The 24,891-nt window shown below is 57.5% G+C and carries 21 protein-coding genes; 8 read left to right on the forward strand and 13 right to left on the reverse strand.

All coding sequences use genetic code 11. From position 1 onward, the window contains the following. Positions 1-242: 242 nt before the first annotated feature. From H8B13_RS03060 to H8B13_RS03070, 3 genes are all read left to right on the forward strand, one after another. On the forward strand, positions 243-1,781 hold the full coding sequence (locus H8B13_RS03060; protein ID WP_187309337.1) for a glycoside hydrolase family 28 protein: 1,539 nt from the start codon (positions 243-245) through the stop codon (positions 1,779-1,781). A gap of 21 nt (positions 1,782-1,802) precedes the next feature. Then, the gene (locus H8B13_RS03065) at positions 1,803-3,188 is read left to right on the forward strand and encodes a hypothetical protein (RefSeq protein WP_187309338.1); all 1,386 of its coding nucleotides are present in this window, start codon (positions 1,803-1,805) and stop codon (positions 3,186-3,188) included. Between the two features lie 198 nt (positions 3,189-3,386). Beyond that, the gene (locus tag H8B13_RS03070) at positions 3,387-4,493 is read left to right on the forward strand and encodes a PKD domain-containing protein (protein WP_187309339.1); all 1,107 of its coding nucleotides are present in this window, start codon (positions 3,387-3,389) and stop codon (positions 4,491-4,493) included. Between the two features lie 62 nt (positions 4,494-4,555). Here H8B13_RS03070 and H8B13_RS03075 read toward each other — a convergent pair whose 3' ends face one another. Further along, complete coding sequence (locus H8B13_RS03075) at positions 4,556-5,920, reverse strand: glycoside hydrolase family 105 protein (RefSeq protein ID WP_187309340.1); 1,365 nt, start codon at positions 5,918-5,920, stop codon at positions 4,556-4,558. 334 nt (positions 5,921-6,254) lie between these two features. Here H8B13_RS03075 and H8B13_RS03080 point away from each other — a divergent pair, with 334 nt between their 5' ends. Next, the gene (locus H8B13_RS03080; RefSeq protein ID WP_187309341.1) at positions 6,255-6,785 is read left to right on the forward strand and encodes a GAF domain-containing protein; all 531 of its coding nucleotides are present in this window, start codon (positions 6,255-6,257) and stop codon (positions 6,783-6,785) included. Positions 6,786-6,792: 7 nt separating this feature from the next. Here H8B13_RS03080 and H8B13_RS03085 read toward each other — a convergent pair whose 3' ends face one another. After that, positions 6,793-9,423 carry an MGH1-like glycoside hydrolase domain-containing protein gene (locus H8B13_RS03085; RefSeq protein WP_187309342.1) on the reverse strand — a complete coding sequence of 877 codons (2,631 nt, stop codon included), beginning with the start codon at positions 9,421-9,423 and terminating at the stop codon, positions 6,793-6,795. 307 nt (positions 9,424-9,730) lie between these two features. On the opposite strand from H8B13_RS03085, the gene H8B13_RS03090 reads away from it, so the two are divergent. Continuing rightward, complete coding sequence (locus H8B13_RS03090) at positions 9,731-10,405, forward strand: MCP four helix bundle domain-containing protein (protein ID WP_187309343.1); 675 nt, start codon at positions 9,731-9,733, stop codon at positions 10,403-10,405. 5 nt (positions 10,406-10,410) lie between these two features. Here the strand turns inward: H8B13_RS03090 and phoU are convergent, their stop codons facing one another. The 5 genes from phoU to H8B13_RS03115 are packed head-to-tail and all read right to left on the reverse strand — an operon-like array spanning position 10,411 to position 14,649. After that, entirely contained in the window at positions 10,411-11,097 is a 687-nt protein-coding gene (gene phoU / locus H8B13_RS03095; protein ID WP_187309344.1) for a phosphate signaling complex protein PhoU, read from the reverse strand. Positions 11,098-11,154: 57 nt separating this feature from the next. Then, entirely contained in the window at positions 11,155-11,907 is a 753-nt protein-coding gene (gene pstB, locus H8B13_RS03100) for a phosphate ABC transporter ATP-binding protein PstB (protein WP_187309345.1), read from the reverse strand. Positions 11,908-11,930: 23 nt separating this feature from the next. Further along, positions 11,931-12,785: a phosphate ABC transporter permease PstA gene (gene pstA, locus H8B13_RS03105; protein ID WP_187309346.1), complete on the reverse strand. Its 855-nt coding sequence runs from the start codon at positions 12,783-12,785 to the stop codon at positions 11,931-11,933. Further along, entirely contained in the window at positions 12,778-13,653 is an 876-nt protein-coding gene (pstC, locus tag H8B13_RS03110) for a phosphate ABC transporter permease subunit PstC (protein WP_187309347.1), read from the reverse strand. The genes pstA and pstC overlap by 8 nt, the downstream gene beginning before the upstream one ends. 27 nt (positions 13,654-13,680) lie before the next feature. Continuing rightward, positions 13,681-14,649, reverse strand: a complete 969-nt coding sequence (locus H8B13_RS03115; protein WP_187309348.1) for a PstS family phosphate ABC transporter substrate-binding protein — start codon at positions 14,647-14,649, stop codon at positions 13,681-13,683. A 446-nt stretch (positions 14,650-15,095) separates the two neighbouring features. On the opposite strand from H8B13_RS03115, the gene H8B13_RS03120 reads away from it, so the two are divergent. Continuing rightward, the gene (locus tag H8B13_RS03120) at positions 15,096-16,985 is read left to right on the forward strand and encodes a pyruvate kinase (protein WP_187309349.1); all 1,890 of its coding nucleotides are present in this window, start codon (positions 15,096-15,098) and stop codon (positions 16,983-16,985) included. An 86-nt stretch (positions 16,986-17,071) separates the two neighbouring features. On the opposite strand, the gene H8B13_RS03125 is transcribed toward H8B13_RS03120, so the two are convergent. Both H8B13_RS03125 and H8B13_RS03130 read right to left on the reverse strand, forming a co-directional pair. Further along, positions 17,072-17,638 (reverse strand): NADPH-dependent FMN reductase, encoded by a 567-nt coding sequence (locus tag H8B13_RS03125; protein ID WP_187309350.1) that lies wholly within the window; start codon positions 17,636-17,638, stop codon positions 17,072-17,074. 83 nt (positions 17,639-17,721) lie between these two features. After that, positions 17,722-18,639 carry a DUF5996 family protein gene (locus tag H8B13_RS03130; RefSeq protein ID WP_187309351.1) on the reverse strand — a complete coding sequence of 306 codons (918 nt, stop codon included), beginning with the start codon at positions 18,637-18,639 and terminating at the stop codon, positions 17,722-17,724. 165 nt (positions 18,640-18,804) lie between these two features. Between H8B13_RS03130 and H8B13_RS03135 the strand changes: the two genes are divergently transcribed. Further along, positions 18,805-19,872 carry an SDR family oxidoreductase gene (locus H8B13_RS03135; RefSeq protein WP_187309352.1) on the forward strand — a complete coding sequence of 356 codons (1,068 nt, stop codon included), beginning with the start codon at positions 18,805-18,807 and terminating at the stop codon, positions 19,870-19,872. Positions 19,873-20,195: 323 nt separating this feature from the next. Here H8B13_RS03135 and H8B13_RS03140 read toward each other — a convergent pair whose 3' ends face one another. The 3 genes from H8B13_RS03140 to H8B13_RS03150 all read right to left on the reverse strand — a co-directional run bounded on the left by H8B13_RS03140 (position 20,196) and on the right by H8B13_RS03150 (position 22,149). Beyond that, positions 20,196-20,627 (reverse strand): STAS/SEC14 domain-containing protein, encoded by a 432-nt coding sequence (locus H8B13_RS03140; RefSeq protein WP_187309353.1) that lies wholly within the window; start codon positions 20,625-20,627, stop codon positions 20,196-20,198. A gap of 182 nt (positions 20,628-20,809) precedes the next feature. Then, entirely contained in the window at positions 20,810-21,352 is a 543-nt protein-coding gene (locus H8B13_RS03145; protein WP_187309354.1) for a hypothetical protein, read from the reverse strand. Positions 21,353-21,642: 290 nt separating this feature from the next. After that, on the reverse strand, positions 21,643-22,149 hold the full coding sequence (locus H8B13_RS03150) for a hypothetical protein (RefSeq protein ID WP_187309355.1): 507 nt from the start codon (positions 22,147-22,149) through the stop codon (positions 21,643-21,645). A gap of 171 nt (positions 22,150-22,320) precedes the next feature. Between H8B13_RS03150 and H8B13_RS03155 the strand changes: the two genes are divergently transcribed. Further along, on the forward strand, positions 22,321-23,295 hold the full coding sequence (locus H8B13_RS03155) for an NAD(P)H-quinone oxidoreductase (protein ID WP_187309559.1): 975 nt from the start codon (positions 22,321-22,323) through the stop codon (positions 23,293-23,295). A 30-nt stretch (positions 23,296-23,325) separates the two neighbouring features. Here H8B13_RS03155 and H8B13_RS03160 read toward each other — a convergent pair whose 3' ends face one another. Beyond that, a complete protein-coding gene (locus H8B13_RS03160; RefSeq protein ID WP_222841319.1) occupies positions 23,326-24,447 on the reverse strand; it encodes a lactonase family protein in 1,122 nt (373 codons plus the stop codon). Between the last annotated feature and the right edge of the window lie 444 nt (positions 24,448-24,891).

Raw genomic sequence — 24,891 nt, forward strand, 5'->3', positions numbered from 1 at the left:
GCTGTCTCGGGCATGATAAGACTGGATTTGGGGTAGGCCAAATTACTGTGGATTGCTGCTCATCATAAGAGTACAGGAGAGTCAACAAGTCAGATTACTGCTCCTTGTACTACCGAACACCGGCATTTGTCGGCGGCTTCTCTTTGTGGCCCATCGTTCCTGCAGCTATGCGCTGGCGTGAGCCATTTGGCCAACCCTAATGCGCGGGCTGAAACATCAGTCACTTTATTTGCTGAACCTGCATGTTACGCTACGCCTTTCTGTTTTTAGTTTTTCTCAACTGTATTAACGCGTCGGCCGCAGCACCTCCGGGGGGCAATTTTAATGTCCGCGACTACGGAGCCAAAGGTGACAGCGCCAGTCTTGATAGCGACGCGATAAACCGAACCATCGCCGCGGCGGCCAAAGCGGGTGGGGGCACGGTATACCTTCCGGCCGGCACTTACCGCAGCTACTCCATCCGGCTGCAAAGCCGCATTTCGCTTTACCTAGATCAGGGAGCAACGCTGCTGGCGGCCACGCCGGTGGGCGACATCGGCTACGACGTCCCGGAGCCGGGCGCGGGCAACAGCTTCCAGGGCTTTGGGCACAGTCACTGGCACAACAGCCTCATCTGGGGCGAAAACCTGACCGATATTTCCATCCTTGGCCCCGGCACCATCTACGGCCACGGCCTGACGCGGGAGGGACCCCATCGGGCCCCGGTGGGCAATAAAGCCATTGCTTTGAAGCTCTGCCGCAATGTGATACTCAAGGACTTTACAGTGCTCTTTGGGGGGCATTTTGCCCTGCTAGCCACCGGCGTCGACAACCTTACCATTGATAATCTGAAGATTGACACCAACCGCGACGCGCTGGATATCGACTGCTGCCGCAACGTACGGATATCGAATTTCACCATCAACTCGCCCTGGGATGATGCTATTTGCCTGAAAAGCTCGTTTGCGCTGGGCTACGCTCGGGCCACGGAAAACGTCACGATTACCAACTGCCAGGTCAGCGGCTACGATCGGGGCACGTTGCTCAATGGCACCTACCAGCGCAAAGAAGCTCACCTGGTACCCGACAAGGAAGGCCCTACCGGCCGCATCAAATTCGGAACTGAGTCGAATGGCGGGTTTAAAAATATTGCCATCACCAACTGCGTGTTTGAGTACTGCCGGGGGCTGGCGCTGGAAACCGTAGATGGTGGCCTGCTGGAAGACGTGACAATCAGCAATATCACCATGCGCGATGTCATTAACGCGCCAATTTTCCTGCGCTTGGGTGGGCGGCTGCGGGCTCCGGCCGGCACGGAGATAGGCAAGTTGCGCCGCATCAACATCAGCAACGTGAACGTCTACAACGCCGATTCGCGATTCGCCACGCTCATAAGCGGTCTGCCGGGCAACGCCATTGAGGACGTACGGCTCAGTAATATCAATATCTGGTACAAGCCTCTGGAAGCGGCTGATGTCAGCAGTATACAGAACGTTGTGCCGGAGCACGAAAAGGACTACCCGGAGCCGCAAAAGTTCGGAATAATACCCGCCTACGGCTTTTTCATTCGGCACGTGAGGAACATTGAGCTGATCAATGTAAACGTGAGGTTTCTGGGTCAGGAAACACGCCCTGCGCTTATGCTCACGGATGTGCAGAACGCAACGCTGCGAAACGTATCGACCCAAAAGCCCCCCACGGCCTCTACGCTGGTCCTTAGCGACGTCAGCAACCTGACAATAGCCGACAGTGAGCACCTGAAAACCCAGAAGCTGCGCCAGGTAAAATCGAAGGCATTGTAACGTAAAATTTGCCCCCCAACTATGAAAACGTATGCTACGCTCGCCTTGCTCAGCTGTGCTGTTTTACTCACCGACGCGGCCCAGGCCCAGATTGGTCGGCGCTTTCCCTCAGAGCGCAAGGTGATAAAAGACCCCGTGACGGGCACCATGCTCACTTTCCTGACCAGCACCCCGGCCGGCGACTCCAAGATTTACCCCACCCACAATCAGTGGACTTCCGATGGGCAGTGGCTGATTTTTCGCTCGGGTAGGGTGGAGGGCGAAGCCATGGCGGTGAATGAGAAAACCGGCGACATGGTGCAGGTCACGGAAGGCGGCTACACGGGCATGCTGAACGTGGCCCGCAATGCCATGAAGCTCTATTTTATGCGGCGTCCGCCCGGCAAGTCTGCGCCCGAGAAAGAGGCTGCGGCGGGTCCGCCTGCGCCCGCGCCTCTGCAAATTGTGGAGGGAGACCTGGCCAAGCTGTTTGCCGACAGCCAGGCCGGCAAAGTGAAGTCGGCCAAAACCTACCAGCGAGTGTGCGGCACCACGCCGGCCGCCATTCAGGCCGGTGGAGACATGGCCCTCGACGGTGATGAAGCCTGGGCTTACTTCCGCGTGGGTAAGGAGGAAGCCGCCCGACACCTGTCCCCCGAAACAAAGCTGGAACCCAACTTTGGCCCCCGCAACATGGGCGCTGGCCCCTCGGGCATTGCCGGCATGAACATCAAGACGGGCGCCATCAAGCACGTCGTGTCGGTGCCGTTTCAAATTGGGCATATTCAAACCAATCCGTGGGTACCGGGCGAGCTGGTTTTTTGCTGGGAAACCGGCGGCAAGTCGCCCCAGCGCACCTGGACGGTGCTGGCCGACGGCACTGGGCTGCGGCCCCTATACCCGGAGTCGGAGTACGAATGGGTGACGCATGAGGCAATCATCTCCAAAGATGAAACGGCCATGGCCATTATGGGCCACCGCAAAATACCGGCCGCTGCCACGGAGGTAGCTGCTGGCACGCCCGTGAGCGGTGCCAATCCGGGCCAGGAAGCCGCTTGGGGCCCATCCGGCACCCGCGAAAGACCAACCGGCCTGGCCATCGTCAACTTTCGCACCCGGGAAGTAATGATTGCCGGCCAAACCCCCAGCGGCAGCGGCCTCTGGCACGTAAGCGGCTCGCCCGATGGTCGCTGGGCCGTGGGCGACGACTTCGCCCGCAACGTCTACCTGATAGACCGTCACACGCGCGAAATGCTGCTGCTCTCCGCCGGCCACAAGCAAACCGCCGCCGACCACCCGCACCCCACCATGAGCCCTGACGGCACCAAGATTGAGATTCAATCAGCTATGCTCTCGGAGGATAACCGCAGCATGAATATCTGCATCATTCCGGTGCCGGAGGAATGGTTGAAACGGCAGTATAAATGAGTCTGGGGGGCTTTTTTTGTATAGTTTAAAAGGCCGTCATGCAGAGCAGCGCGAAGCATCTCGCGTGCTGACGCTGGAGAACTATATACTGACAAACTTATACCGTGGCAGTGCCAGCACTGGCTAAAATTTCCATTGGCAACAAGGTGCTCAAAACGGCCTGGGTATTGAGTTGGAAAGACTAACGAAGCGGGTGCTATGAAAATACGGTACAGTAAAATCATTGCCTATGCTGCGAAAAAAGCTGGCCTGGCGCTACTCCTATGCAGCCTGAGCACCGGAGTTTTCGCGCAGGAAGATCGGGGCTACAAAGTCTACCAGTTTCCGGCCAACATGATTCCCCGCATCGATGGCCAGACCGATGACTGGAACAGCTTCCCCAGCGAGTACATCGTGGGGACCGACCAGCTCTGGGACGATTCCAAACGCTACCCCAAGCCCGACGCTACCAACCTCGACATCAAGGTGCGTGTGGCGTGGGTGAAGAGCCTGAATCGGCTTTATTTCTTGTACGAAGCCTACGATGACTATTGGGATTTCTCCCAACCCGGTCTGCACAACGATACGTTTGAAATTATAGTTGATGGCGACTTATCCGGTGGGCCGCTCATTGCCGAGCACCACCCCAACCAGGATTTGCCGCTGATGGAGCGGTACTTTGCCTTCCATGGCGTGCACGCCCAGAACTACCACATTTTCACGCCGGCTGTGGGCAAAGACTGGGCGCTGGCCTGGGGCAGTCAGCCCTGGATTAAACAGCTACCCTACGCCAACATCGCCTATTCCTATGATTTCAAGCCCGGACAGCCCGGTAAGCTGATTGCCGAGTTCTGGATTACGCCCTTCGATTACGCCGGGGCCGAAGGACCCGCGCGGGCCGTAGAATCGGTGCTGACCGATAACAAGAAAATTGGTCTCACTTGGGCGGTGATTGACTATGACGACGTAAACGACGAGCGTAAAAAAGGCTTTTGGAACCTGTCGAAAAACCACACAATGTACGGCAACTCCAGCCTGGGGACCATTTTTACGCTCCTGCCGCTAGCCGAGAAGTATCAGCCCAAATTAGAAGCTGAGTGGTCATTCAGCGTGACCAATATAGCGCAGCGGCAGGTGACATTCACGGACGAGAGCCGCGGCAGCATCAAGCGCTGGTACTGGGATTTTGGTGACGGCACTACGTCCAAGGAGCAAAGCCCGGTACACCGCTACAAGGAAGCCGGCAAGTATATGGTCGTCCTGAACGTGGAAGGACCAGATGGTAAATCCCGCATGGCAAAGGTGTGGGATGTAGCGGTAAAATAGAGAGGTAGCTGAACGTCGTTCAGCTACCTCTCATATTCAGTCGGTTGAGGATAAAAGCCTCCCTACTTCAACGTCTGCACCGAACTGTCATTGATGCCATACGGGTGCTGCTTGAGGAGCTGAATCGTTTCGGCACCGGCCAGCAGTACGGGGCCGTAGCCATGGGCCGCGTACAGATTCACGGGGCGGTAATAGTAAAAAGCTGGATCGAAGCCCATGCCGGTGCCGACGCAGGTTCCTTCTACCTGGCCTTGGGCATTCACTTTAGTGCTGACCGCGTTCCAAGCCAATAAAGCCATGGGACCGTAGGCTTTCGCGTCGAGCCAGCCCTGGTTGATGGCGTGGGCAATGGCGTAGGCGTAGATGGCGGTGGCGGAGGTTTCGAGGTAGGAGTCGGGGCGGTCGAGGAGCTGGTGCCAGAAGCCGCTGCCGGCTTGTTGGGCGGCAAGGCCGCGGGCGTGGGCGCGCAACAGCTCCAGCACGGCCGGGCGGCCGGGATGGTCGGCGGGCAATACGTCGAGCAATTCAACCTTAGTCAGCAACGCCCAACCGTTGGCGCGGGCCCAGTGAAACTCCGGATGAACCGTCATTTCCTGCACCCAGCCATGCATGTACAGCCCTTTCGACTTATTGAACATGCGGGGGGCAAATTGGGTCACCTGCTTCACGGCCTCATCGTAGTAGCGCCGCTCGCCGGTGAGCTTGCCCATCTGGGCCAGGGCCGGAACACTCATGTACAAATCGTCGAGCCAGAGCGTATTGGGTTGCGGCCGGTTGCGGGCCAGGGTGCCATCGGCTAGGCGAAACTCCTTGGTCATGATGAAGTCCATGAAGTTGTTGATCATGGGGCGCAAGTCGGCCGAAGCGTTGGCGCGCTGGGTCTTAATCATGGCCGCGCACAGCGAGCCGGCATCGTCCAAAGCCTTGGGGTACAGCACCGAGCGCATGGGCGTGGCGGCCTCAGGGTTGGCTTTTTGGTAGGCACTGAAGTAGGAACTCAGCTCGCCCAGAAACTTCAGGCAGCTAACCGTATAGGCGGCGTATTTGGGGTCGCCGGTGGTTTCGCTGGCCCGCAGCATGCCCGCGTACGTTACGCCCCACTCGTAGCTGGTGAGGCGGAAGTCACCGGGCCGTATGTTGGCGTCAGCGTTGAACTTGCGCCGGTCGGTGATGAGGGCGTTCGTCTTTTTATCGACCAGCTCGGCGGGCGTGGCGGTGTTCAGGTAGTTATATATGCGGTCGAGCACCAGCTTTACTTCCTCGGCTTTCACCTGCCCATAGGGTATCGGGTAATCAGGCTTGAGTAGGTGCAGAGGCGTGGTGGTGTCGTTGGTCTTGGGCAGGATAGTTTGCGCCAGCAACGGCGCGGCGCTCAGCAACAACGCCAACAGGGGCAGCTTTCGGGAAAGCGTAGAAGAAAGGCTCATGCAGTTTGGGAAAGCAGATAGCGGAAGAAAAAACCGATTGTTTTGCATTGCTCTGATAACATCCCAACGAAGCCTGGCCAGGCAGGCACGGTCAATTGCAGCTGCCTGGGGGGGGGGTTAACCCAGAGAATGCACTACTGCCGCAGGATAGACAAGAAATACCGGCTAACATACCTGCACCGTACTGTCGCTGCAGATTGGGTCTATCCTGCGGGCACATATTATATGTGCTTTGGTTAAAGCGGAGGGAGAAAAAGACGTACTTATATTGAGGTGCAATCTTCAAGCAGTCCCACCTAGTCACCTTCAAAAGCCCCCCAGCCGTTCTACTCCCATGACTACAATCTCACTAAATGAACTGGCAGGGGTGCTGGCAACCAATACCCAGCCTGCTGAACGCCTGCAGCGTGCCCTCGATCTAGTAGGGCCACATCTGCGTGTGGACCGGTGTTTTCTCTACGTGCGCGACCCGGCGCAGGGGCGTGGCCGCATTGCCTTTGTGTGGCGCAAGAATGCGGATGTGCCCGATCCGCGCCACGACTGGCAGAATGATACCGACGACTTGCCCCAGGAAGATCCACTGTTTCGGGCTGCGCTGGCTGCCCAGCCGTCGGTTTACGTCGAAGATGTCACTCAGGCGGGCCCGGAAGTTCTCAACCAGGACTTTGAGCGGCGCACCTTCGGCCACCGCGCCCTGGTGCACGCCCATATTATAGGAGATGAGCAGCTGTGGGGCATTCTGCAGCCCTGCGTATTCGATGCCCCGCGGCCCTGGACGCTGGCTGATCGGGAGTACATTGAAGGTGCCGTTCCCCTGTTGCTGCCTGTCATTCAGGACTATATACGCTCGCTAGGCAGGGTGTAGCCATATGTTAGGCGCGTGGCTGCAATAGCTTCGCAATGAGGCCCGTCCAGCCCGTTTGGTGGCTGGCGCCTAATCCCTGGCCGGTGTCGCCGTGGAAGTACTCGTGGAAGAGCAGGTAGTCGCGGAAGTGCGGATCCTGTTGCAGGCGAGTGTCCGAGCCCAGGGCTGGACGGATGCCCGCTTCGTTGCGCAAAAAAAGCTGGGTAAGGCGCGCACTCAATGCATCAGCAATTTGAAGCAGAGTGCAGTACTGGCCCGATCTGGTAGGGTATTCCACTTGAAAATCGTCGCCATAGTAGTGGTGGAAGCGCTGCAACGACTCGATGATGAGGAAGTTGATCGGCAGCCAAATTGGCCCCCGCCAGTTGGAGTTGCCCCCATACATGTCCGAGGTTGACTCGCCCGCCTCGTAGCTCACTGTCAGGTCCTGACCGGCGCAGTGAAACTCATAGGGGTGATCCAAGTGGTAGCGTGACAGGGAGCGGATGCCGTACTCTGACAGAAACTCCGCTTCATCCAGAGCCCGGGCCAGCAGGCACTTCATGCGGTGGCCGCGCAGCAGGGAGAGCAAGTGCGTAGCCTGCTGGCCCGGCTCCTGCCAGCGCGACACCAGACTGGCCAATTGGGGCCGATTTTCCAAGAACCAACGGAGCCGGGTCCCAAACTGAGGTAAGGATTGGAGGAGCTCGTCGTCCAGCACTTCCACCGCAAACAGGGGAATAAGGCCGACCAGGGAGCGGGTTTTCAGCAGTTGCAGGCCGTTGCCGGGGGTGTGGAGGGCATCGTAGTAAAACTCGTCCTCCTCGTCCCAAAGGTCCTTATGGGCTTGGTCCATGTTGGTCATGGCGCCGGCGATGTAAAGGAAATGCTCGAAGAACTTGCTGGCTAGATCCTGATAAATCGGGTTGGTGCGGGCCAGCTCCAGGGCCATGCGCATCATGTTGAGGGCGTACATGGCCATCCAGCTGGTGGCGTCGGCCTGTTCGAGGCTGCTGCCCCCCGGCAACGGGGCCGAGCGGTCGAACAAACCAATGTTATCGAGCCCCAAAAAGCCCCCCTCAAAGATGTTGCGGCCGCTGCGGTCCTTGCGGTTCACCCACCAAGTAAAGTTGAGCAGCAGGCGGTGAAACACCGTGGCCAGAAAGTCGGTGTCGCCGGGGCCGCCGCTGTGCTTCTGACACATCTTGTACACGCGCCAGGTGGCCCAGGCGTGCACGGGCGGATTCACGTCGCTCAGGTTCCATTCGTAGGCTGGCAGCTGGCCGTTGGGGTGCATGTACCAGTCCTGACAAAGCAGGCGCAGCTGGCGCTTGGCAAACTCGGGGTCTAGCTGGGCCAGGGGCAGGCAGTGAAAAGCGAGGTCCCAGGCCGCGTACCACGGGTACTCCCACTTGTCGGGCATCGAGATGATGTCGGCATTGTTCAGGTGCGGCCAGCACGCGTTGCGGCCATGTTGGCGCTGGGCGGGTGGGGGAGGCGTGGCCGGGTCGCCTTCCAGCCACTGCGGCACGTCGTAATAATAAAACTGTTTGCTCCAAAGCATACCGGCAAAGGCCTGCCGCTGCACCCGGCGGGCGTCGGCACTCGGTAAGGCAGCCTGCACGACGGCGTAATACTGGTCGGCTTCCTGGCGCCGCTGTTGCAGGAGCTGATCAAAGTCAGCGAAAGGTTGCGTTTGCCCAGTCGGCCCCAACCGTACGCGCACCGACTGCGAGGCTCCGGCCGGAATGGTAAGCGGGTAGTGGGCCGCCGCCTTGGTGCCTACCTGGGCCGGGTTGATAGTGGCCGCTCCGTGCACCAAGTAATCGTTGATGCCATCCTTGAAATGCGCGGTTGGCGCCGTGGGGGGCGTTTTATAGAGGCGCTGGGTGTTTGTTTCGTTGTCGCAGAACAGCAGCGTCGGGTCCTGGTCGCAGTACAGGCACATCTCGTCCAGCTTTTGATGGTGCACCGCAATGGTGCCGCCCGCCGGGTTGGCCGCCAATTGGGGGCGGTAGTCATCTAGGCCCCAGGCCCAGGTATTTCGAAACCAGAGCTGGGGCAGCACGTGCACGGTGGCTGCTACGGGCCCCCGATTGTGCACCGTGATTTGGAGCAGGATGTCATCGGGGGCAGCTTTGGCGTACTCAATGGACACGTCGAAATAACGATTCTCGTGAAAAGCCTCCGTGTCGAGCAGCTCAAACTCGGGCTCGTGGCGACCCCGGCGGGCGTTTTCCTGCACCAGCAACTCGTAGGGAAAGGCCTGCTGCGGATACTTGTACAGCTGCTGCATGTACGAGTGCGTAGGCACGTTGTCGAGGTAGTAGTACACTTCCTTGACGTCCTCGCCGTGGTTGCCCTCCGGGCCGCTCAGCCCAAACAGGCGCTCTTTCAGAATGGGGTCCTGCCCATTCCACAAACCTACGGCGAGGCAGAGCAGCTGCTGGTCATCGGAAACGCCCCCCAGCCCGTCTTCTCCCCAGCGATAGGCGAAGGAGCGGGCCATATCGTGGGTGCAGTATTGCCAGGCCTGGCCGTCGGCCGAATAATCTTCGCGCACCGTGCCCCACTGGCGCTCCGATAAATAAGGCCCCCAGCGGCGCCAGGGGGCGCGGGCCGTCAGGGACGCTGCCAATCGTTCGTGTTCAGCCGTCATACGGATATAAGAAGCGTGCTGAAGGAAAGTTAGAAACAGTCTGAGGAAATCCTGGGCAGGGTGAATGTAGGTAAAAGGCCGTGTTTCTGGGCTCTAACTCCATTATACGCTTTTTACGGCGCTCGAGCGGACTGGGAGCGGACGAAGAATTAGCTACCGCGCCAACTAGGAGACTACTGTTCCAAGCCCGCCCTGCGAGTCTTCTAGCTGAGTATCAGGGTAAACTATTAGAGATGAACTCCAATGATTTGCCTTTTTATTCTTATCTTATAATGACTTTCCCTCCCCATTCTCTGAGCCCCACCCTATGAATATGCTGTTCGGAATTCACCATAAAGCCAAACTGGCGTTTCTATTTCTCGGTATACTGCTGACGATGGTAGGCAGTAGCTTATGGGAAACCCGCCAGCTGCACGACATGAACACCGCCGTCGCCTCCCTCTACCAAGACCGGCTTCAGCCTGCCGCAGGCTTATTTGCCCTCAACGACCGGATGTATGCCAAGCGCCAGTTACTGGAAAGCTATTTGGCCGCGCCGACCCAGGCACATTTCCACGATACCCAGGTTCAGCTGGCAGCTCAAAACAAGGCCATCGACTCCCTGCTCAAGAGCTACCAAGCTACGTACATGGTGGCTGAGGAAGACAGAGTATTTCAGTCCGTGATGACACACCTCACTCGCTATAATTACTTGGAAGACGAGTTGCTGTACGTAGGCGAGCCTGCATCCGGAATCACTGCCCGGGAGCTGGCGCAGCAGTTTAACCGCATTCATGCGGATGTGAGCCATCTCACCCAGATTCAGCTCCAGGTGGGCCAGCAGCTGTCCCGCGGCTCGGCGGTCGCCGATGGACAAGCCACGCTGCTCAGTCAGGTCAAAATCGCGCTGCTGGTGGTTCTCACGCTAGCCATTCTGCAGGCCATAGTGGTGGATAAACAGCCCCTGCTACCCAAAAATCTCAAAAAATTCCGCCTGAACTAAGATAGCTACTGGCCCCGGTGCTTGCCCGACTGGTGGCGCAACACCTGCGCCTCCAGGTAGAAGATGATTTCCTCCGCAATGTTCTTGGCCTCGTCGCCAATGCGGTCGAGCTTACGCACGAGCAGCAGGATCTGCAGAGCTTGCTGCACCTGCCCCGGATGATCCTGAATATAGGCCGCCAGGGCAGCGTGCGCCTGTACATTGTTGTCAGCCAGAACTTTTACCTCCTTGAACATGCGCCGGGCCAGCTGGCTGTCTTCCTGCTCAAAAGCCCCTTGAACCATTTCCAGCAGCATGGTAGCCTCCCGGCACATCTCGTCCAAGCGGCTGATAGCCAGCAAATGAGGATCAAATTTTTCCTCGGCCTTCAGCACAAAGCGCCGGACAAACTGGGCCATGGCTTTGGCCGCATCGCCCACGCGCTCCAGGCTGGTATTAATTTTTAGCACGGCCAACACGAACCGCAGATCAATGGCGACCGGCGTGTGCAGTGCGATGATGCTTTCGCAGTGTCGCTCAATTTTCAACTCCCGGGTATTGATACGCTTCTCCTGCCGCGACACCTCTTTTACCAGCGCTGGATCAGGCGTATGCAATGCCCGCTGGCTGCGCTGCAACTGCTCCAGTACCAGCCCCCACATGACATGGACCTCTTGTTTAAGCTGCTGAATCTCAATTGCTAAGTGAGCCATTTTGGTAGTAAATGATGGAAGCCCTGCGGACTGCGGCGGCTGACGCCAACAAGGAAATCAGCCAAAGCGGCCCGTGATGTAGTTCTGCGTTTGCTCGTGGCTGGGCTGGGTGAAGAGCCGGCCTGTATCGTCGTACTCTATCAGGTGGCCGTAGTTGAAGAAGGCCGTTTTATCGCTCACGCGGCCGGCCTGCTGCATGTTGTGTGTCACGATAAGAATGGTGTACTGCTGCTTCAGGTCATAAATTAACTCTTCAATTTTGGCCGTGGAAATCGGGTCCAGGGCTGAGGCAGGCTCGTCCATGAGCAGAATATGGGGCTCAACGGCCAGCACGCGCGCAATACATAGGCGCTGCTGCTGTCCCCCCGACAAGGCCAGGGCCGACTTGCGCAAATCGTTTTTCACCTCCTCCCAGAGCGCGGCCTGACGCAGTGATTTTTCGACCACCTCATCGAGCACGGCTTTGCTGCGGACGCCCTGCAGCACCAGCCCATACGTGACGTTGTCGTAGATGCTTTTCGGGAACGGATTCGGACGCTGGAATACCATGCCCACGCGCTTGCGCAGCTCCTCTACGGCTTGCTGGGGGGCATATATATCCTGACCCTGAATCAGAATGCTCCCTTCGTAGCGAAAGTCGCTGATGAAGTCATTCATGCGGTTAAACAGCCGCAAAAACGTGGATTTGCCGCAGCCCGAAGGACCAATCAAGGCCGTCACGGTATGGGCTTCAATGGTCATGGAAATGTCCTGCAGCACGTGGTTCGTGCCGTAGTACACATTCACATGCTTAACCTCCAGTTCGGGCATCAGGCAAGGCAGATTAGGGGAAACTAGGGCAAATGCCGCCGCCAGCGGTTACGCAGAAATATAGCTAATCCGTTCAGCCCGAACGTAATGAGCAGCAGCACAATAATAGCGGCGGCGGCGTTGAAACTGAATGCTTGCTGCGGGCGCGAAATCCAGTTAAATATTTGAACGGGCAGCGCGGAAAACTCGTCTAGGGGGCTTTTTGGCGCAAACGGGACGTAAGCCAGCACTCCCAGCACGAGCAGGGGGGCCGTTTCGCCCACCGCCCGCGACAAGGCCAGAATAATTCCCGTGAGAATGCCCCCCATGGAAGCCGGTAGGACCTGATACCAGATAGTTTGCCAGCGCGTCGCGCCCAAGGCAAAAGAAGCTTCGCGCAGCGTTTTGGGTACAGCCCGGATAGCCTCGCGGGTGGCTACAATGAGAATAGGCAGGATGAGCAGGGCCAGCGTGCAGCTGGCGGCCAGCACGCTGCTGCCCATGCGCAGAAAACGGACAAAGATGTTAAGCCCCAGCAAGCCATAAATCACCGATGGGACACCGGCCAGGTTAGTGATATTGATTTCGAGCAAGGCTGACCAGCGACTTTTGCGGCCATATTCTTCCAGGTAAACGCCCGCTGCCAGGCCCACTGGCACCGCAATTAGGGCGGTGAGCACCATAATCCAGACGGTGCCCAGCAGGGCCGTGTAAATGCCCGCTCGCTCGGGAAAGCGCGAAGGAAGAGCGCTTAAAAATTGCCAGTTCAGGCGACCCAGGCCCGTGCGCAGAATATCGAGCAGGAAGACGGCCAGGAGCAGCAAGCCAAGCATTGTAGCCAACAGGCCCACCGCACGGAAGGCGCCGTCGAGCAGGCGGTTGCGGGTCATGTTACTCATATTGCTCCCGGAATTTCTGGCGGAACCAATACCCCACGTTATTCAACACCAGCGTAAGAATAAAGAGGGTGATGCCAGCGGCAAAAATAGTGTCATATTCTAGGGTGCCATAGGCCACATCGCCGGAGCTGACTTGCACGATATAGGTAGTAATGGTCTCGACCGGCACCAGTGGATTTGCCGTCAGGCGAGGTTCCTGTCCGGCCGCAATAGCTACAATCATCGTCTCGCCAACCGCCCGGGAAATGGCCAGTATCACCGAGACGGTAATGCCCGACGAAGCGGCTGGCACCACCACCCTCATGGCCGTTTGCAGGCGCGTAGCCCCCAGCGCGTAGGAGGCTTCGCGTAAGGCACGGGGCACGGCCGTAAGCGCATCTTCACTCAGCGAAGAAACCAGGGGCAGAATCATAATTCCCATTACGCTGCCAGCCGACAGGGCATTGAATCCGGCCATACTGGGTATCAGTCGTTGCAAAAACGGCGTAACCACGGTCAGGGCAAAAAAGCCATAGACTACGGTGGGCACCGCTGCCAGAACTTCGAGCAGCGGCTTAATGACATTACGAAAGCCCACCGTCGCGTACTCATTGAGGTAGATAGCAATGATGAGACCCAGCGGCAGGGCTACGGCGATGGCCACGCCCGTGGTCAGCAAGGTGCCCGCCACCAGCGGCAGAATACCGAAATGTTTGTCGGCAAAGAGCGGTGTCCACTGCGTATCAGTCAAAAACGTGCCCAGCGGCACCTGCCGAAAAAAATGCGCGGCCTCCACGGCCAGCATCACAATAATGCCCCCCGTAGTGAGCACGCTGATGCCCGCGCTCAGCGCCAGCAGGGCTTCGATGAGGCGTTCTCGTTGTTTCATGGCTGGTAGGAGAGATGGGTGAAACGGTTACCGTTGTTGGGCTACAAACTCGTCAAAGCGGGTCTGCTGGCGCCGGTATTCCGTGGCTGGCAGCGGAATATATCCCACCTCACGCGCCAAGTGTGGGGCCTGCACCAAGTAAAAATGGAGAAAGGTCTGCACCTCGGGGCGGCGCGCGGCCACGCTGCTCACGTATAGAAGCAAGGGGCGCGACAGGGGCGCGTACGTATTATTCTTAACGGTTTCGACGGTGGGCGTAACCGGCCCAGTGCCATTGCCGGGCTGCTCGTCGTCGATGGGCACGAGGCGGAGGGCCGCATGGTTGGCCTCGTAGTAGGCGAAGCCAAAGAAGCCTAGGGCCAGTGGATCGGTGGAGACGCCCTGAACCAGCACGTTGTCATCTTCGCTGGCCGTATAATCGCCCCGACTGGCATGGCGCTGGCCCACGATGGCCTGGGTGAAATAATCATAGGTACCAGAGGCGGTTCCAGCCCCAAACAGATGGATTTCAGCCGCCGGCCACTCCGGTCGAATCTGATTCCACCGCAGGATGCGGTGCTGGGCTGCCGGCTCCCACATTTTCTTTAGCTCACTCACTTTCAGACTCTTTACCCACGTATTGCTGGGGTGCACCACCACCACCAATCCATCAAAGGCCACCGTCAGGGGCAGATAATCAATGTCCTGCCTTTGGCAGTCCTGGCCTTCGCGGTCGGTGATGGGCCGCGAGGCGTTGGTCAGGTCAATCTCCCGTCGGCAGAACTTCTGAAAGCCGCCCCCGGTCCCCGAAATGCCCACAGTGATACGCGCCGCTGGGTGTTGCCGTGCATATTCCTCCACTACCGCCTCCGTAATAGGAAATACGGTGCTGGAGCCGTCAATGCTTATTTTTTGACTGGTCGATTTTTCGCCGCATGCCGCTGCCAGCAACGCCAGTAGGAGGGGTGTCCCTTTAAGGAAACCAGACCTGAGCGGATGGGTAGCAGCGTATCCCATGGTCGAAGAAGCACTAGTTACCAAAAAAGCCCCCCAGACCGCTTCGTCGGCGCTCCTAAGGGCAGCTAGGAAGTATGGACATGGACAGTCAACCTTGTAAGGTAGTCATGCCGAGCGGAGCGAAGCATCTCGCCAGCGGGAGTGAGGTTAGTAATCCTGTGTTAGCACGCGAGATGCTTCGCTCCGCTCGGCATGACGTTCTTGTATCAACTGTCCATACACTCTAGAATAAATAAATCAACCTACGTGCGCTCTTAACCAAACGCGTAAGAGGTAGATAGGAATGACGGAGGCCAGCACAGAAAGCCTAAGCTAACCACAAAAATTAAACATATAAAATAATAACTTGTGTTTTAGAGCTTTAAGCCCGAACCTCATCTGCTCCTATACTAGCGCGCGGCGAAGTATTGCCGCATGCCTGGGTGGGGGGCTTTTTTGCGCAGGCTATGACAGACCAACCCGCATCCTCGCTTTTTGCCGACCGCTATGGCGCCCAAATAGCTGAGTTGCTGACCGAACTGACCAGCTTGCGCCAGGATATGGTGAGCGGAACTGAGTTGGCCGGGGGCCGGCTGGCGCAGGTGCACCCCACGTTTCGGGTGAGCGCCCACAACCTATTGCACTACCTGGCGCTGCGCCGCCACGATTTGCGCCCTTTGCAGCAGCGGCTGGCGGCGCTAGGTCTATCGTCTTTAGGGCGCGCCGAATCCCATGCACTGGCCAGCGTTGACGCTGTGCTGGCCGTTTTGCACGAATTGGCTCAGCCCGGTACCTCTCATCAGCTGCCTGCCGATGATATTGCCCCGGACTTTAAGAGTGGGGGGCGTTTGCTGGCGGAGCACAGCGAGGCCGTGCTGGGGCCAGTGCCCGCCACGCGCGACGTCCGTATCATGGTCACGTTGCCCAGCGAGGCGGCCACCGATTACCCGTTGGTGCGGGATCTGCTGCGCCAGGGCATGGACTGCGTGCGTATCAACTGCGCACACGATGATCGGGCGGCCTGGCAGAAAATGATTGACCATCTGCGCCAAGCCGAGCAGGAGATCGGCAAGTCCTGCAAGGTCTGCATGGATTTGGGCGGCGCTAAGCTCCGCACCACTGGCCTGCCCCCGGCACCGGCCGTGCTACGAATCAGTCCCATCCGCGACGAGTTTGGCCAGGTACTGACGCCGGCTCGCCTCTGGCTTACCAGTCGGGAGTTACCGCAGGCGGCGCTGGCGAGCGGGACAATACGCTTGTTCTTCCCCCAAGTGTGGCTGCGGCAGCTAAGCCCCGGCGATGTCATTCGGTTTCGGGATGCAAGGGGCAACAAACGCAAGCTGCGCGTACGCAGCTCGAATGAGCAAGGCTGCTGGGCGGAGCTGCGCAAAACGGCCTATCTGGTGCCCAGCACCCGCTTTCGGGGCCCCGAGGCGAAAGCCACACTAGAGGAGTTGCCCCAGTCAGACTCGTTTATCCTGCTCCGCCCCGGAGACCAGTTGCAGCTTACCCGAGGAGCGCTGCCCACTGCGGTATCCGATGGTATGCCAGGTGCCGGTATACCTCCGGCTGTAATTGGCTGCGCGCTACCGGAAGTGCTTGATTACGTGAATCCGGGTGAGCGAATTTGGTTTGACGACGGCAAAATCGGCGGCGTAGTGGACCGCGTGGAGCCAGACGCCCTACACGTGCGCATCACAGAGGCCCGGGCCAAAGGCGAAAAGCTACGCAATGATAAAGGCATCAACCTGCCCGACAGCAATTTGTCCTTGCCCTCGCTAACGGCAAAAGACCTGGAAGATTTGGCTTTTGTCGCCCAGCACGCCGATATGGTCGGCCTCTCGTTTGTCAGCAAGGCCACCGAGGTAGAGCAGCTGCAGCAGCACCTGACCCGCCTGACGGAGCGAGCCGTCGCTATTATCCTTAAAATTGAAACGCAGCGCGGCTTTGAGCAGCTACCGGCGCTACTGCTCAGCGCCATGCAGGCGGGTAGCTGTGGCGTGATGATAGCCCGCGGCGACCTGGCCGTGGAGTGTGGGTTTGAGCGGCTGGCGGAAGTGCAGGAAGAAATCCTGTGGCTCTGCGAAGCGGCACATGTGCCGGTTATCTGGGCCACGCAGGTGCTGGAAAGCCTGGCCAGCGGCGGCTTGCCTTCGCGGGCCGAAGTGACCGACGCCGCCATGAGCGACCGGGCCGAGTGCGTAATGCTCAACAAGGGTCCGCGCGTGGTGCAGGCCGTGCAAACCCTCGACAGCATTTTGCGCCGCATGCAGGGCCATCAGCGCAAGAAAAGCGCTATGCTGCGCAGTTTACACGTGGCCCAGACCACCTGGCATCTGGAGCGCGCCAGCTCTTAGAATAGCGAAATGTTGTTCCACGCGCGCCCATTTGCATGTAGAATATCTGACTAAAAAAGCCCCCCAGAAATCAGCAGAAAAGTAGGTTACTGGTTTTCCCGGATGCTTTTCAATCCTTTCGTCCAGCGGGCTAATTCCCGGAGCATCGCGTCGAGCGCTTTTTCTGAAATGTCGTTCGGTGCCAAGTGGTCATTTTGGATAAATTCGGTGAAAAAAGGAATGTTTACGGCCTCCACCAGCGGCACTACTCGGTACGAGGAGAGGTCATTTTTGAGCGCATTCCAGGCCCGCGTGCCGGCCGATACCCCGCCGTAGCTGACGATGCCGGCCGCCTTGTAGCCCCACTCCTTCACCAGATATTCCAGCGCGTTCTGCAAGGGTGCGGGGTAGCTGAAGTTGTATTCGGCCGTCACGAAAATGAAGGCGTCGGCCGCCGCTATCTGGGCGCTCCACTGTTTTGTGTGCTCGTGCTCATACTTCTGCTGGGCTGGGTGATGGGGCTCGTTCATCAGGGGCAGGTTGATGGCCTGCAGGTCCAATACCTCTACGTTGAATTCGCCGTGCTTTCTTGCTTTTTCGGCTACCCATTCGGTTACTATGGGCCCCTTCCGGCTAGGTCGTACAGTGGCGGTAATGATTTTCAGGTTGTACATAGAGGGTAGTTTGATTGGTACGGTTAGCGAGAATAAGAAATATTTATTCAAGCATCTGCGTGGGGGCAAATCTACCGGGAATGTTACGCTCTTTCCAGGGCTGCGCGGTCCCAATGGGCCAGGGTTGCGGCGGCTTCGTAGGTGCTTTGCAAAAAACTGAGCACTGCTTGGCGCGGATCGGGAGCCGTGCGTGCGGCTTCGTAGGGCAGCAGAAACTCGCCCATCTCTTGGCTAAAAAAGCCCCCCGCAGGCTGGATAGGCGCGTTGGCCACCTCTGGCAGACTTGGGTAGGCGTAGCTATAAAATGCTGCCTCCTGCCCATTGCCCCCAGGCCACCAGCCGGCGGCAATCTGCTCTTCGGAGTACGACTCGCGGGTTACCCAATCAGCCAGATGAGGAATGCCACCCGGATGGGGAGGCGCGGGCCGGCCCGAAAAGCGCGTGACGGCCAAATCAAAGCTTCCCCAGAAGAAATGCACCGGACTGCATTTGCCCCGAAAGCGACTCCGAAACTCCTGCAGCACTTGGTCGGCACGCAGCAGGATGTCCCAGAAGGTTTCTACAGTGGTGGCGTCGTAGGCACGGTGGATCTGATCCTGGATAAAAGGTGTGGTGTCTTCAATCTCCACCGGCACCGGCCACAACTTTACCGCAATGCCGGCTTCGCGCAGCAGGCCGCGGTAGGCCTGGTAGAAGTCGGCCACGGATCGGGGTTCCAGAGCCAGCTCGTGGGTACGGCCGTCGGAGGTATGCACGCGCAGCTGGTGCGCTCGAAAGTCGAACACTATCTCGCAGCTACCCGCCGCATAGGGCATGGGCCCGGTCGACAGGCCCCGGGGCGTGACGTAGAGGGGTACCTGCCACCAATGGTTGAGCATAGGACTCAGCGCCAGGCGGGTTTTGCCCACAATTTGGGTCCACCGGTGCAGCGTCTCGCGCGTGTCGGTCCAGCTGTCGGCCGGCAAGGCTGGCCAGCGGGAGGCTAAGGTGTTGTCTATCATGAAGAAAAGATAAGATGAACCAACCACAAATCCTCCCTGCGCTGGCGCGATAGCCTAGCTTACGAACTCGGAGTTCATTGAGGATTCAGTAAATACAAAAGCTTTCTGTTGATTGCAGGGGCCGTCTGCTGCGTACCCTTGGTCAGCTTTCCCGTACGTACCCTTATGACTAAAATCGCCTTAATTGTTGGTGCCAGCGGCATCATCGGCAGCAACCTTGCCCGCGAGCTGCTCTCCCAGGGCTGGACCACTTACGGCCTGGCCCGTACTCCCAAAGACGATGTAGCCGGGCTGCGGCCTGTAGCCGCCGACTTGCTCGACCCGGCCAGCCTTGCCACTGCCCTCGCCGACGTAGCGCCCACACATGTCTTTCTCACCAGCTGGATGCGCCAGGATACCGAAGCCGAGAATATTCGCGTGAACGGCGCCATGGTGCGCAATCTGCTGGACGCCCTTTCCCCCAAGCAGTCGGTGCAGCATGTGGCTCTGGTAACGGGTCTCAAGCACTACCTCGGACCGTTTGACTCCTACGCTCGGGCTGGTTCATTGCCGCCAACGCCATTACGCGAGGAGCAGCCGCGGCTACCGATCGAGAATTTCTATTACGCCCAGGAAGATGAGGTGTACGCCGCTGCGGCCCGCGACGGCTTTAGCTGGAGCATTCACCGCCCGCACACCATTATTGGCCAGGCTGTTGGCAACCTGATGAATATGGGTGCCACGCTGGCCGTGTACGCCAGTATCTGCAAGGAAACGGGGCGGCCGTTTCAGTGGCCGGGTTCCGAAGCGCAGTGGAACGGCCTGTCCGATGTGACCGATGCCCGCGTGATTGCCAAGCAACTGGCGTGGGCTGCCACGACGGAAGCAGCAAAGAATCAGGCCTTTAACATTACCAACGGCGACTACTTTCGCTGGAGCTGGCTCTGGCCTCGTTTAGCTGCCTGGTTTGGCGTCGAAGCCAGCGGCTTCGACGGCACGGTGCACCCGCTGGAAGCGGCAATGGCCAATGATGCGCCGCTGTGGCGCGAGATGGCGGCTCGCTACCAGCTAAAAGTGCCTGAACTCAGCCAACTGGCTTCTCCCTGGCACACTGATCTGGACCTGGGGCGACCGATTGAAGTGATGACGGATATGTCGAAAAGTCGCAAGCTCGGCTTTGCAGTGTACCAAGCGACCGAAGATTCCTTCTTCGATTTGTTTGCGCAGCTGCGCGCCGACCGACTCATTCCGTAGACCTTCCTTTTGGCATATAAACATAAATAAGGGAAGTCCTCAGAACAGTGTAGAGACGCATACTTGCGTCTCGTCGTTGTTTACATGAGCAGCACTAAACCCAGGCATAAATCGTTCAACGACAAGACGCAAGTATGCGTCTCTACACTATTCAGCCAGCCAGGGATTCACATAATCAGCTTCGTAGTTTTAATGCGTAGCTGAAAAAGCCTTGCTACACCAAAAAGCCGTTTCCCTCAAGAAACGGCTTTTTGGTGTTATGCGTTGATTTTTAGCTAAATACCAAAGCTATTTTCTCTCAATAAAAGACAGAAGGTAGCTGGCTATGCTTGCTTCATTCCGGCTTCCTCACGTGCTTCCTTTAGCCAAGCTCGCGCTTCCTGTATATCACCAAACATGCGCATTTGCAGGCGCTTGCCAATGCCAATGTGCATAGCCTCCGCTGAAAGTGCCGCCATTGACTCGGGGCTAACTACTTGGGCAAAATGAGTGAGGCCCTGTGCTATGGCACGGGGTGCCCAATCGGTGACAATCCACTCCACGGCGTGGTCCCAGGGGCCAATCACTTGCCGGTTGTCGTTGAGCAAATAAGGGCAAGCGTGAGCTTGAAGAGGGTGCAGGCACGCATCGGCACCGGCAATAATACCAATATAGGTTTGGTAGCCAATCCAATTATTATAGACCCAGCGGTTGACGGCATCGTACTCAATCGTGAGATAAACTTTACCGAAACCGTTAACTATTTCTGTGGGCATGAGGCGATAAATAAGAGGTCAATCTTCTGGGAAAGGCTAGGTAAGCAGGAATAGTCCTGCTATCGGCAAGCCGACTAGAAGGTGGTAGCTTAAAAAGCGCCATAACCCATAGTTCTGGCAAGGTAGACAAAATTGCCCCCCACGACCAAAAGGCTAGGGCAAGTACACCAAAACAAGCTGATTTATACGGCTGGCAAACCGGCGGCCTTACGCTGGGCCAAGCGTTGGCCCGCTAACTGATTGCTGCCCAGAACGATGGTTGCGTAGCCCACGGGAGCTTCGGTGTAGCGCAGCGTCACTTGCTGGCCGAGCCACCAAGAGGTTTGGGCTTGTTCGGGGCTCTTGGAAGGGCCGTATTGGGCGCTGAGCAGCTCACGGATGCCGCGGCAGTTGGCCTCGCCCATCATACGCAGCTCAATGTAATAGAGCTTGTCTTTGTAAAAGCCGTAGGTGATGCCGGTGAGCCTGTGGGGCCCGACTTTGAGGTTGTCGGTGAGGTAGTTATAAAACTGCGTCTGGGTGGCGGGGTCGGTCCTGACCAGCTCTAAGTCGCGGAACTTGCTGATATCGTCGCCGAAAGTAGCTTTGCCGAACCCATTCTGGCTGTCGAGGGCGCGCAACGAAGGCGAGGCAGCGCGCGAAGCCTTTTTGGCTCTAACGCTTTGAGCCTGGCTACTTTGTCCAGACCAAGCTAGTAATCCCAGGAAAATAACCAGCTTTTTCATAGACAGCCCAGTGTGCGAAATGGCAAAAGACCCACGGAGCGGTAAATCTACTATATTCTGCCAGTAGATAGATGTTTTGGGGGGCTTTTTTCAAGCTGAATTTTGCTTTTTTAGCAGGCTTTCAGGTGTTGATTTGGGATTTTACAGGAGGATTGAATTTCCCTTAAACGCTATCTTGTGTTTTTGTAAACAACTGATATATAAATGTATAAGAATACTTTCGGGCGTGTGTTGCTGTACTAAGCTCTTCGGAAGCTATGAAGCTTTCCATTTTCTACCTGTCGCGCTTGCTACTGCTTGGGAGCCGGTAAAGCTGGCGGCATGGGGGCGTCGTCGGGTAGAAGCTCGGCGCTACTGCCAGCATCGGGAGTAATAATTTTCCAGACGGCGCGCTTAAGCTCATCCAAGCGGTGCAGGGCATCCGTGACGCTGTCGTGGTTTTTTATCTTCTCAAAAAAGCCGGTTTTTACGCCCACCTGAATCATTTTTTCCAGCACAAACGGCAAAATCCAGCCCACGACGCTGCTGGCCAGGGCACCGCGCAAACCAATACGCATGAGAAGGCGGGTAGTCATGCGCTTGAGCAAAAGGGCTTTGGCAGCAGGTAGAGCTTTATCGGCGAGAAAGTCGGCTACAAGCTGCGCGTTCCCATTCTTGATTTCGGCGCGCAGTACATCCTGAATCGTATCGAGGGCTGTGCGGGCTACTTTTTGAAATAGCAGGCCGGTTTGCCAAGCGCGAAGCCCAGTGGCCCGAGCGGCGCTGAAGATGGTAGGAAACAGGTTAATTTTTTTCATAGCAAAGCAAAAAAGCCCCGCAGACTAGATAGGAGACCAAGGCAGGCATAAGATACGGCGGGTTTTGGATTGGGTAGGAAAAGTTTGGACAGCCTTTGTGAATTGAAGCGCGTTTACGCTGTAGAGACGGAGTTTTTCAAACACCAACCAACGCAAATGGAATCAGAACACATGAAAGCCATCATCATCGCGCAGGCGGGTGGCCCGGAAGTATTGCATAGTGGACAGCGGCTTCGGCCTCAGCCCGCCGACCACGAAGTGCTGGTGCGCGTGCACGCTGCGGGCGTGAATCGGCCGGATGTGCTGCTGCGCCAGGGCAAATACGCTGGTAACGGCAGTGTGGAAGGGCTGATTCCGGGATTGGAGGTAGCTGGCACCGTAGCTGAATGCGGCGCGGCTGTAACGCGCTGGCGCGAAGGCGACGCGGTGTGTGCGCTGTTGGCGGTGGGCGGCTATGCTGAGTACGTAGCGGTAGATGCCCGCCACTGCTTGCCCGTGCCGGCTGGCTGGAGCTTCGTGGAGGCCGCCTCCTTGCCCGAGACCGTGTTTACGGTGTGGCACAACGTATTTCAGCGCGGCCAGCTTCGGCGTGGCGAAACCCTGCTAGTACACGGCGGCAGTAGTGGCATCGGCATCACGGCCATTCAGCTGGCACACGCGTTGGGCTCCCGCGTATTTGCGACAGCTGGCTCCGACGAAAAGTGCAAGGCTTGCCACGCTCTGGGTGCCGAGCGCTGCATTAACTACAAAACCGAAGATTTTGAGGCTGTACTACAAGCCGCAGGTGGCGTTGACGTTATTCTGGACATGGTGGGCGGCGACTATATCCCCAAAAACCTGCGCCTGCTCCGCGACGATGGCCGCCTAGTGTTCATCAATGCCATGCAGGGCGCCAAAGCCGAGTTCAACGCCCTGGAAATCATGCGTCGTCGCCTCACCATTACCGGCAGCACCCTGCGGCCCCGCAACGCCGACTTCAAGGCTGAATTGGCCGCTGCGGTCGAGGAAAATGTGTGGCCACTGCTCGCTGGGGGGCTTTTTAAGCCGGTTATCTACAAGGTATTCGAGCTAGAGGAAGCCACGGCTGCGCACCAGCTTATGGAAAGCAGCGCGCATATCGGCAAGATTATGCTGCGGGTTATTTAAAGCAACAAGTAAGGCTAAACTAGCTCTGCTTTACGCACTTCGCCGCGTAAAATCTTCGACCACTTGCAGGCAAACGGGCGCGGGCACCTGCACCGATTTGCCGGTAGGCGTGAGCTTACCGGTTTCCCGATCGACGCGGAAGGTGACGATGTTGTTGGTGGCCTGATTGGCTACCAGCACCAGTTGGCCCGTCGGATCGATGGTGAAGTTGCGGGGCTTCTGACCCTGTGTGGGCACGTGCTGCACCAGCGTAAGGCGACCACTCGGAATGTCAATGGCGTAAACTACAAGGCTGTCGTGGCCGCGGTTGGAACCGTAGAGGAATTCACCATTGGGGGATACGTGAATGTCGGCGCAGGAATTTATCCCTTTGAAATCGGGTGGGAGCGTAGTGAGCGTCTGAATTTCCTGAAAAGTGCCGGCGCCTTCATCGTAGCGCAGGGCCGTGATGGTGGAGTTTAGCTCGTTGATGAGGTAAGCCAGCTGGCCGCCGGGGTGAAACGTGAGGTGGCGCGGCCCCGCGCCGGGTGCAGCGGTAAAGGCCGGCATAGCCATCGGTTCGAGAGCGTCCTCTTTCGCGTCGAGCTGGTAGCCATACACCTTATCCGTGCCTAAGTCTACCGCGAAAACGAAACGGTTGGCCGGGTCGGGAAGGATGCAGTGGGCGTGGGGGGCATTTTGGTTTTTGTGAGGGCCGGAACCCGTATGCTGTTGCGTGTCGGCGATAGGCGCAAGCTCGCCATTGGGCTCAATAGGAAGCATGCCTACATTGCCCCCCAAGTAGCTAGCCACCAAGGCGTAGCGGTTCATTTTGTCGAGGCTGATGTAGCACGGTGCCGAACCCAATGCCGACTGCTGATTCAGAAAAGCGAGACGCCCACTTTTCTGATCAATTGCAAAGGCACTGACGGCCCCGCTTGCTTTACCCTGAAAATCAGTGGTTTCGTTAACGGCATATAGGTGCTCACGCCGGGAATCCAGGGTCAGGTAGGAGGGATTTGCGCCGGCTTTGGTGGAGCCCAGGCGGGTAAGGGCGCCGGTGCTTACGTTGAGCTTGTACAGATAAATGCTGTCTTCCTCAGGCTTGGCATACGTCCCGACATACACTAAATATTCTTCCTTACTCTGGGGGCCTTTTTCGGATGTTAACATCGACGCGCAACTAGAGAGTACGAAGGGCATCCCCGCCAATCCTAAACCTGCGACTTGGAGAAAATGACGGCGTGAGTATAGTGGTAAAGACATTGGAGCAGGAAGGTGGGAGTAAGGTTAGCAAGGTAAGAGGTAGTTAATTATAGCCTATAGGTAAAGGCGTAATATTTTGTGTCCCTGCAATTGGTTGCAGTGGTTGTGATTTAGCAATTACTGTGATTTAAATATTGCAATCCACTTGACCGTCATGCAGAGGCAGAGCCGAAGCATCTCGCGTGTTTGGTTGCAATAGTAATTCAACGAAGCGAGCGAGATGCTTCGCTGCGCTCTGCATGACCGCCTTTGATATAGTAACGAAGCCGGAATATGCTTCACTGCTCTCTGTATGACCAGCCAAAGAAGGATAGCGCAATAATTGCTTGCTGCTTCTTTCACAACCCAAAC

Source organism: Hymenobacter sp. BT188, assembly GCF_014333585.1.
GTDB lineage: Bacteria > Bacteroidota > Bacteroidia > Cytophagales > Hymenobacteraceae > Hymenobacter.

Excerpts from the sequence above, each read along its gene's own strand:
- H8B13_RS03060 (WP_187309337.1), top strand. The coding sequence starts at position 243 with ATGTTACGCTACGCCTTTCTGTTTTTAGTTTTTCTCAACTGTATTAAC.
- H8B13_RS03065 (WP_187309338.1), top strand. The coding sequence starts at position 1,803 with ATGAAAACGTATGCTACGCTCGCCTTGCTCAGCTGTGCTGTTTTACTC.
- H8B13_RS03070 (WP_187309339.1), top strand. The coding sequence starts at position 3,387 with ATGAAAATACGGTACAGTAAAATCATTGCCTATGCTGCGAAAAAAGCT.
- H8B13_RS03075 (WP_187309340.1), bottom strand. The coding sequence starts at position 5,920 with ATGAGCCTTTCTTCTACGCTTTCCCGAAAGCTGCCCCTGTTGGCGTTG.
- H8B13_RS03080 (WP_187309341.1), top strand. The coding sequence starts at position 6,255 with ATGACTACAATCTCACTAAATGAACTGGCAGGGGTGCTGGCAACCAAT.
- H8B13_RS03085 (WP_187309342.1), bottom strand. The coding sequence starts at position 9,423 with ATGACGGCTGAACACGAACGATTGGCAGCGTCCCTGACGGCCCGCGCC.
- H8B13_RS03090 (WP_187309343.1), top strand. The coding sequence starts at position 9,731 with ATGAATATGCTGTTCGGAATTCACCATAAAGCCAAACTGGCGTTTCTA.
- phoU (WP_187309344.1), bottom strand. The coding sequence starts at position 11,097 with ATGGCTCACTTAGCAATTGAGATTCAGCAGCTTAAACAAGAGGTCCAT.
- pstB (WP_187309345.1), bottom strand. The coding sequence starts at position 11,907 with ATGCCCGAACTGGAGGTTAAGCATGTGAATGTGTACTACGGCACGAAC.
- pstA (WP_187309346.1), bottom strand. The coding sequence starts at position 12,785 with ATGAGTAACATGACCCGCAACCGCCTGCTCGACGGCGCCTTCCGTGCG.
- pstC (WP_187309347.1), bottom strand. The coding sequence starts at position 13,653 with ATGAAACAACGAGAACGCCTCATCGAAGCCCTGCTGGCGCTGAGCGCG.
- H8B13_RS03115 (WP_187309348.1), bottom strand. The coding sequence starts at position 14,649 with ATGGGATACGCTGCTACCCATCCGCTCAGGTCTGGTTTCCTTAAAGGG.
- H8B13_RS03120 (WP_187309349.1), top strand. The coding sequence starts at position 15,096 with ATGACAGACCAACCCGCATCCTCGCTTTTTGCCGACCGCTATGGCGCC.
- H8B13_RS03125 (WP_187309350.1), bottom strand. The coding sequence starts at position 17,638 with ATGTACAACCTGAAAATCATTACCGCCACTGTACGACCTAGCCGGAAG.
- H8B13_RS03130 (WP_187309351.1), bottom strand. The coding sequence starts at position 18,639 with ATGATAGACAACACCTTAGCCTCCCGCTGGCCAGCCTTGCCGGCCGAC.
- H8B13_RS03135 (WP_187309352.1), top strand. The coding sequence starts at position 18,805 with ATGACTAAAATCGCCTTAATTGTTGGTGCCAGCGGCATCATCGGCAGC.
- H8B13_RS03140 (WP_187309353.1), bottom strand. The coding sequence starts at position 20,627 with ATGCCCACAGAAATAGTTAACGGTTTCGGTAAAGTTTATCTCACGATT.
- H8B13_RS03145 (WP_187309354.1), bottom strand. The coding sequence starts at position 21,352 with ATGAAAAAGCTGGTTATTTTCCTGGGATTACTAGCTTGGTCTGGACAA.
- H8B13_RS03150 (WP_187309355.1), bottom strand. The coding sequence starts at position 22,149 with ATGAAAAAAATTAACCTGTTTCCTACCATCTTCAGCGCCGCTCGGGCC.
- H8B13_RS03155 (WP_187309559.1), top strand. The coding sequence starts at position 22,321 with ATGAAAGCCATCATCATCGCGCAGGCGGGTGGCCCGGAAGTATTGCAT.
- H8B13_RS03160 (WP_222841319.1), bottom strand. The coding sequence starts at position 24,447 with ATGTTAACATCCGAAAAAGGCCCCCAGAGTAAGGAAGAATATTTAGTG.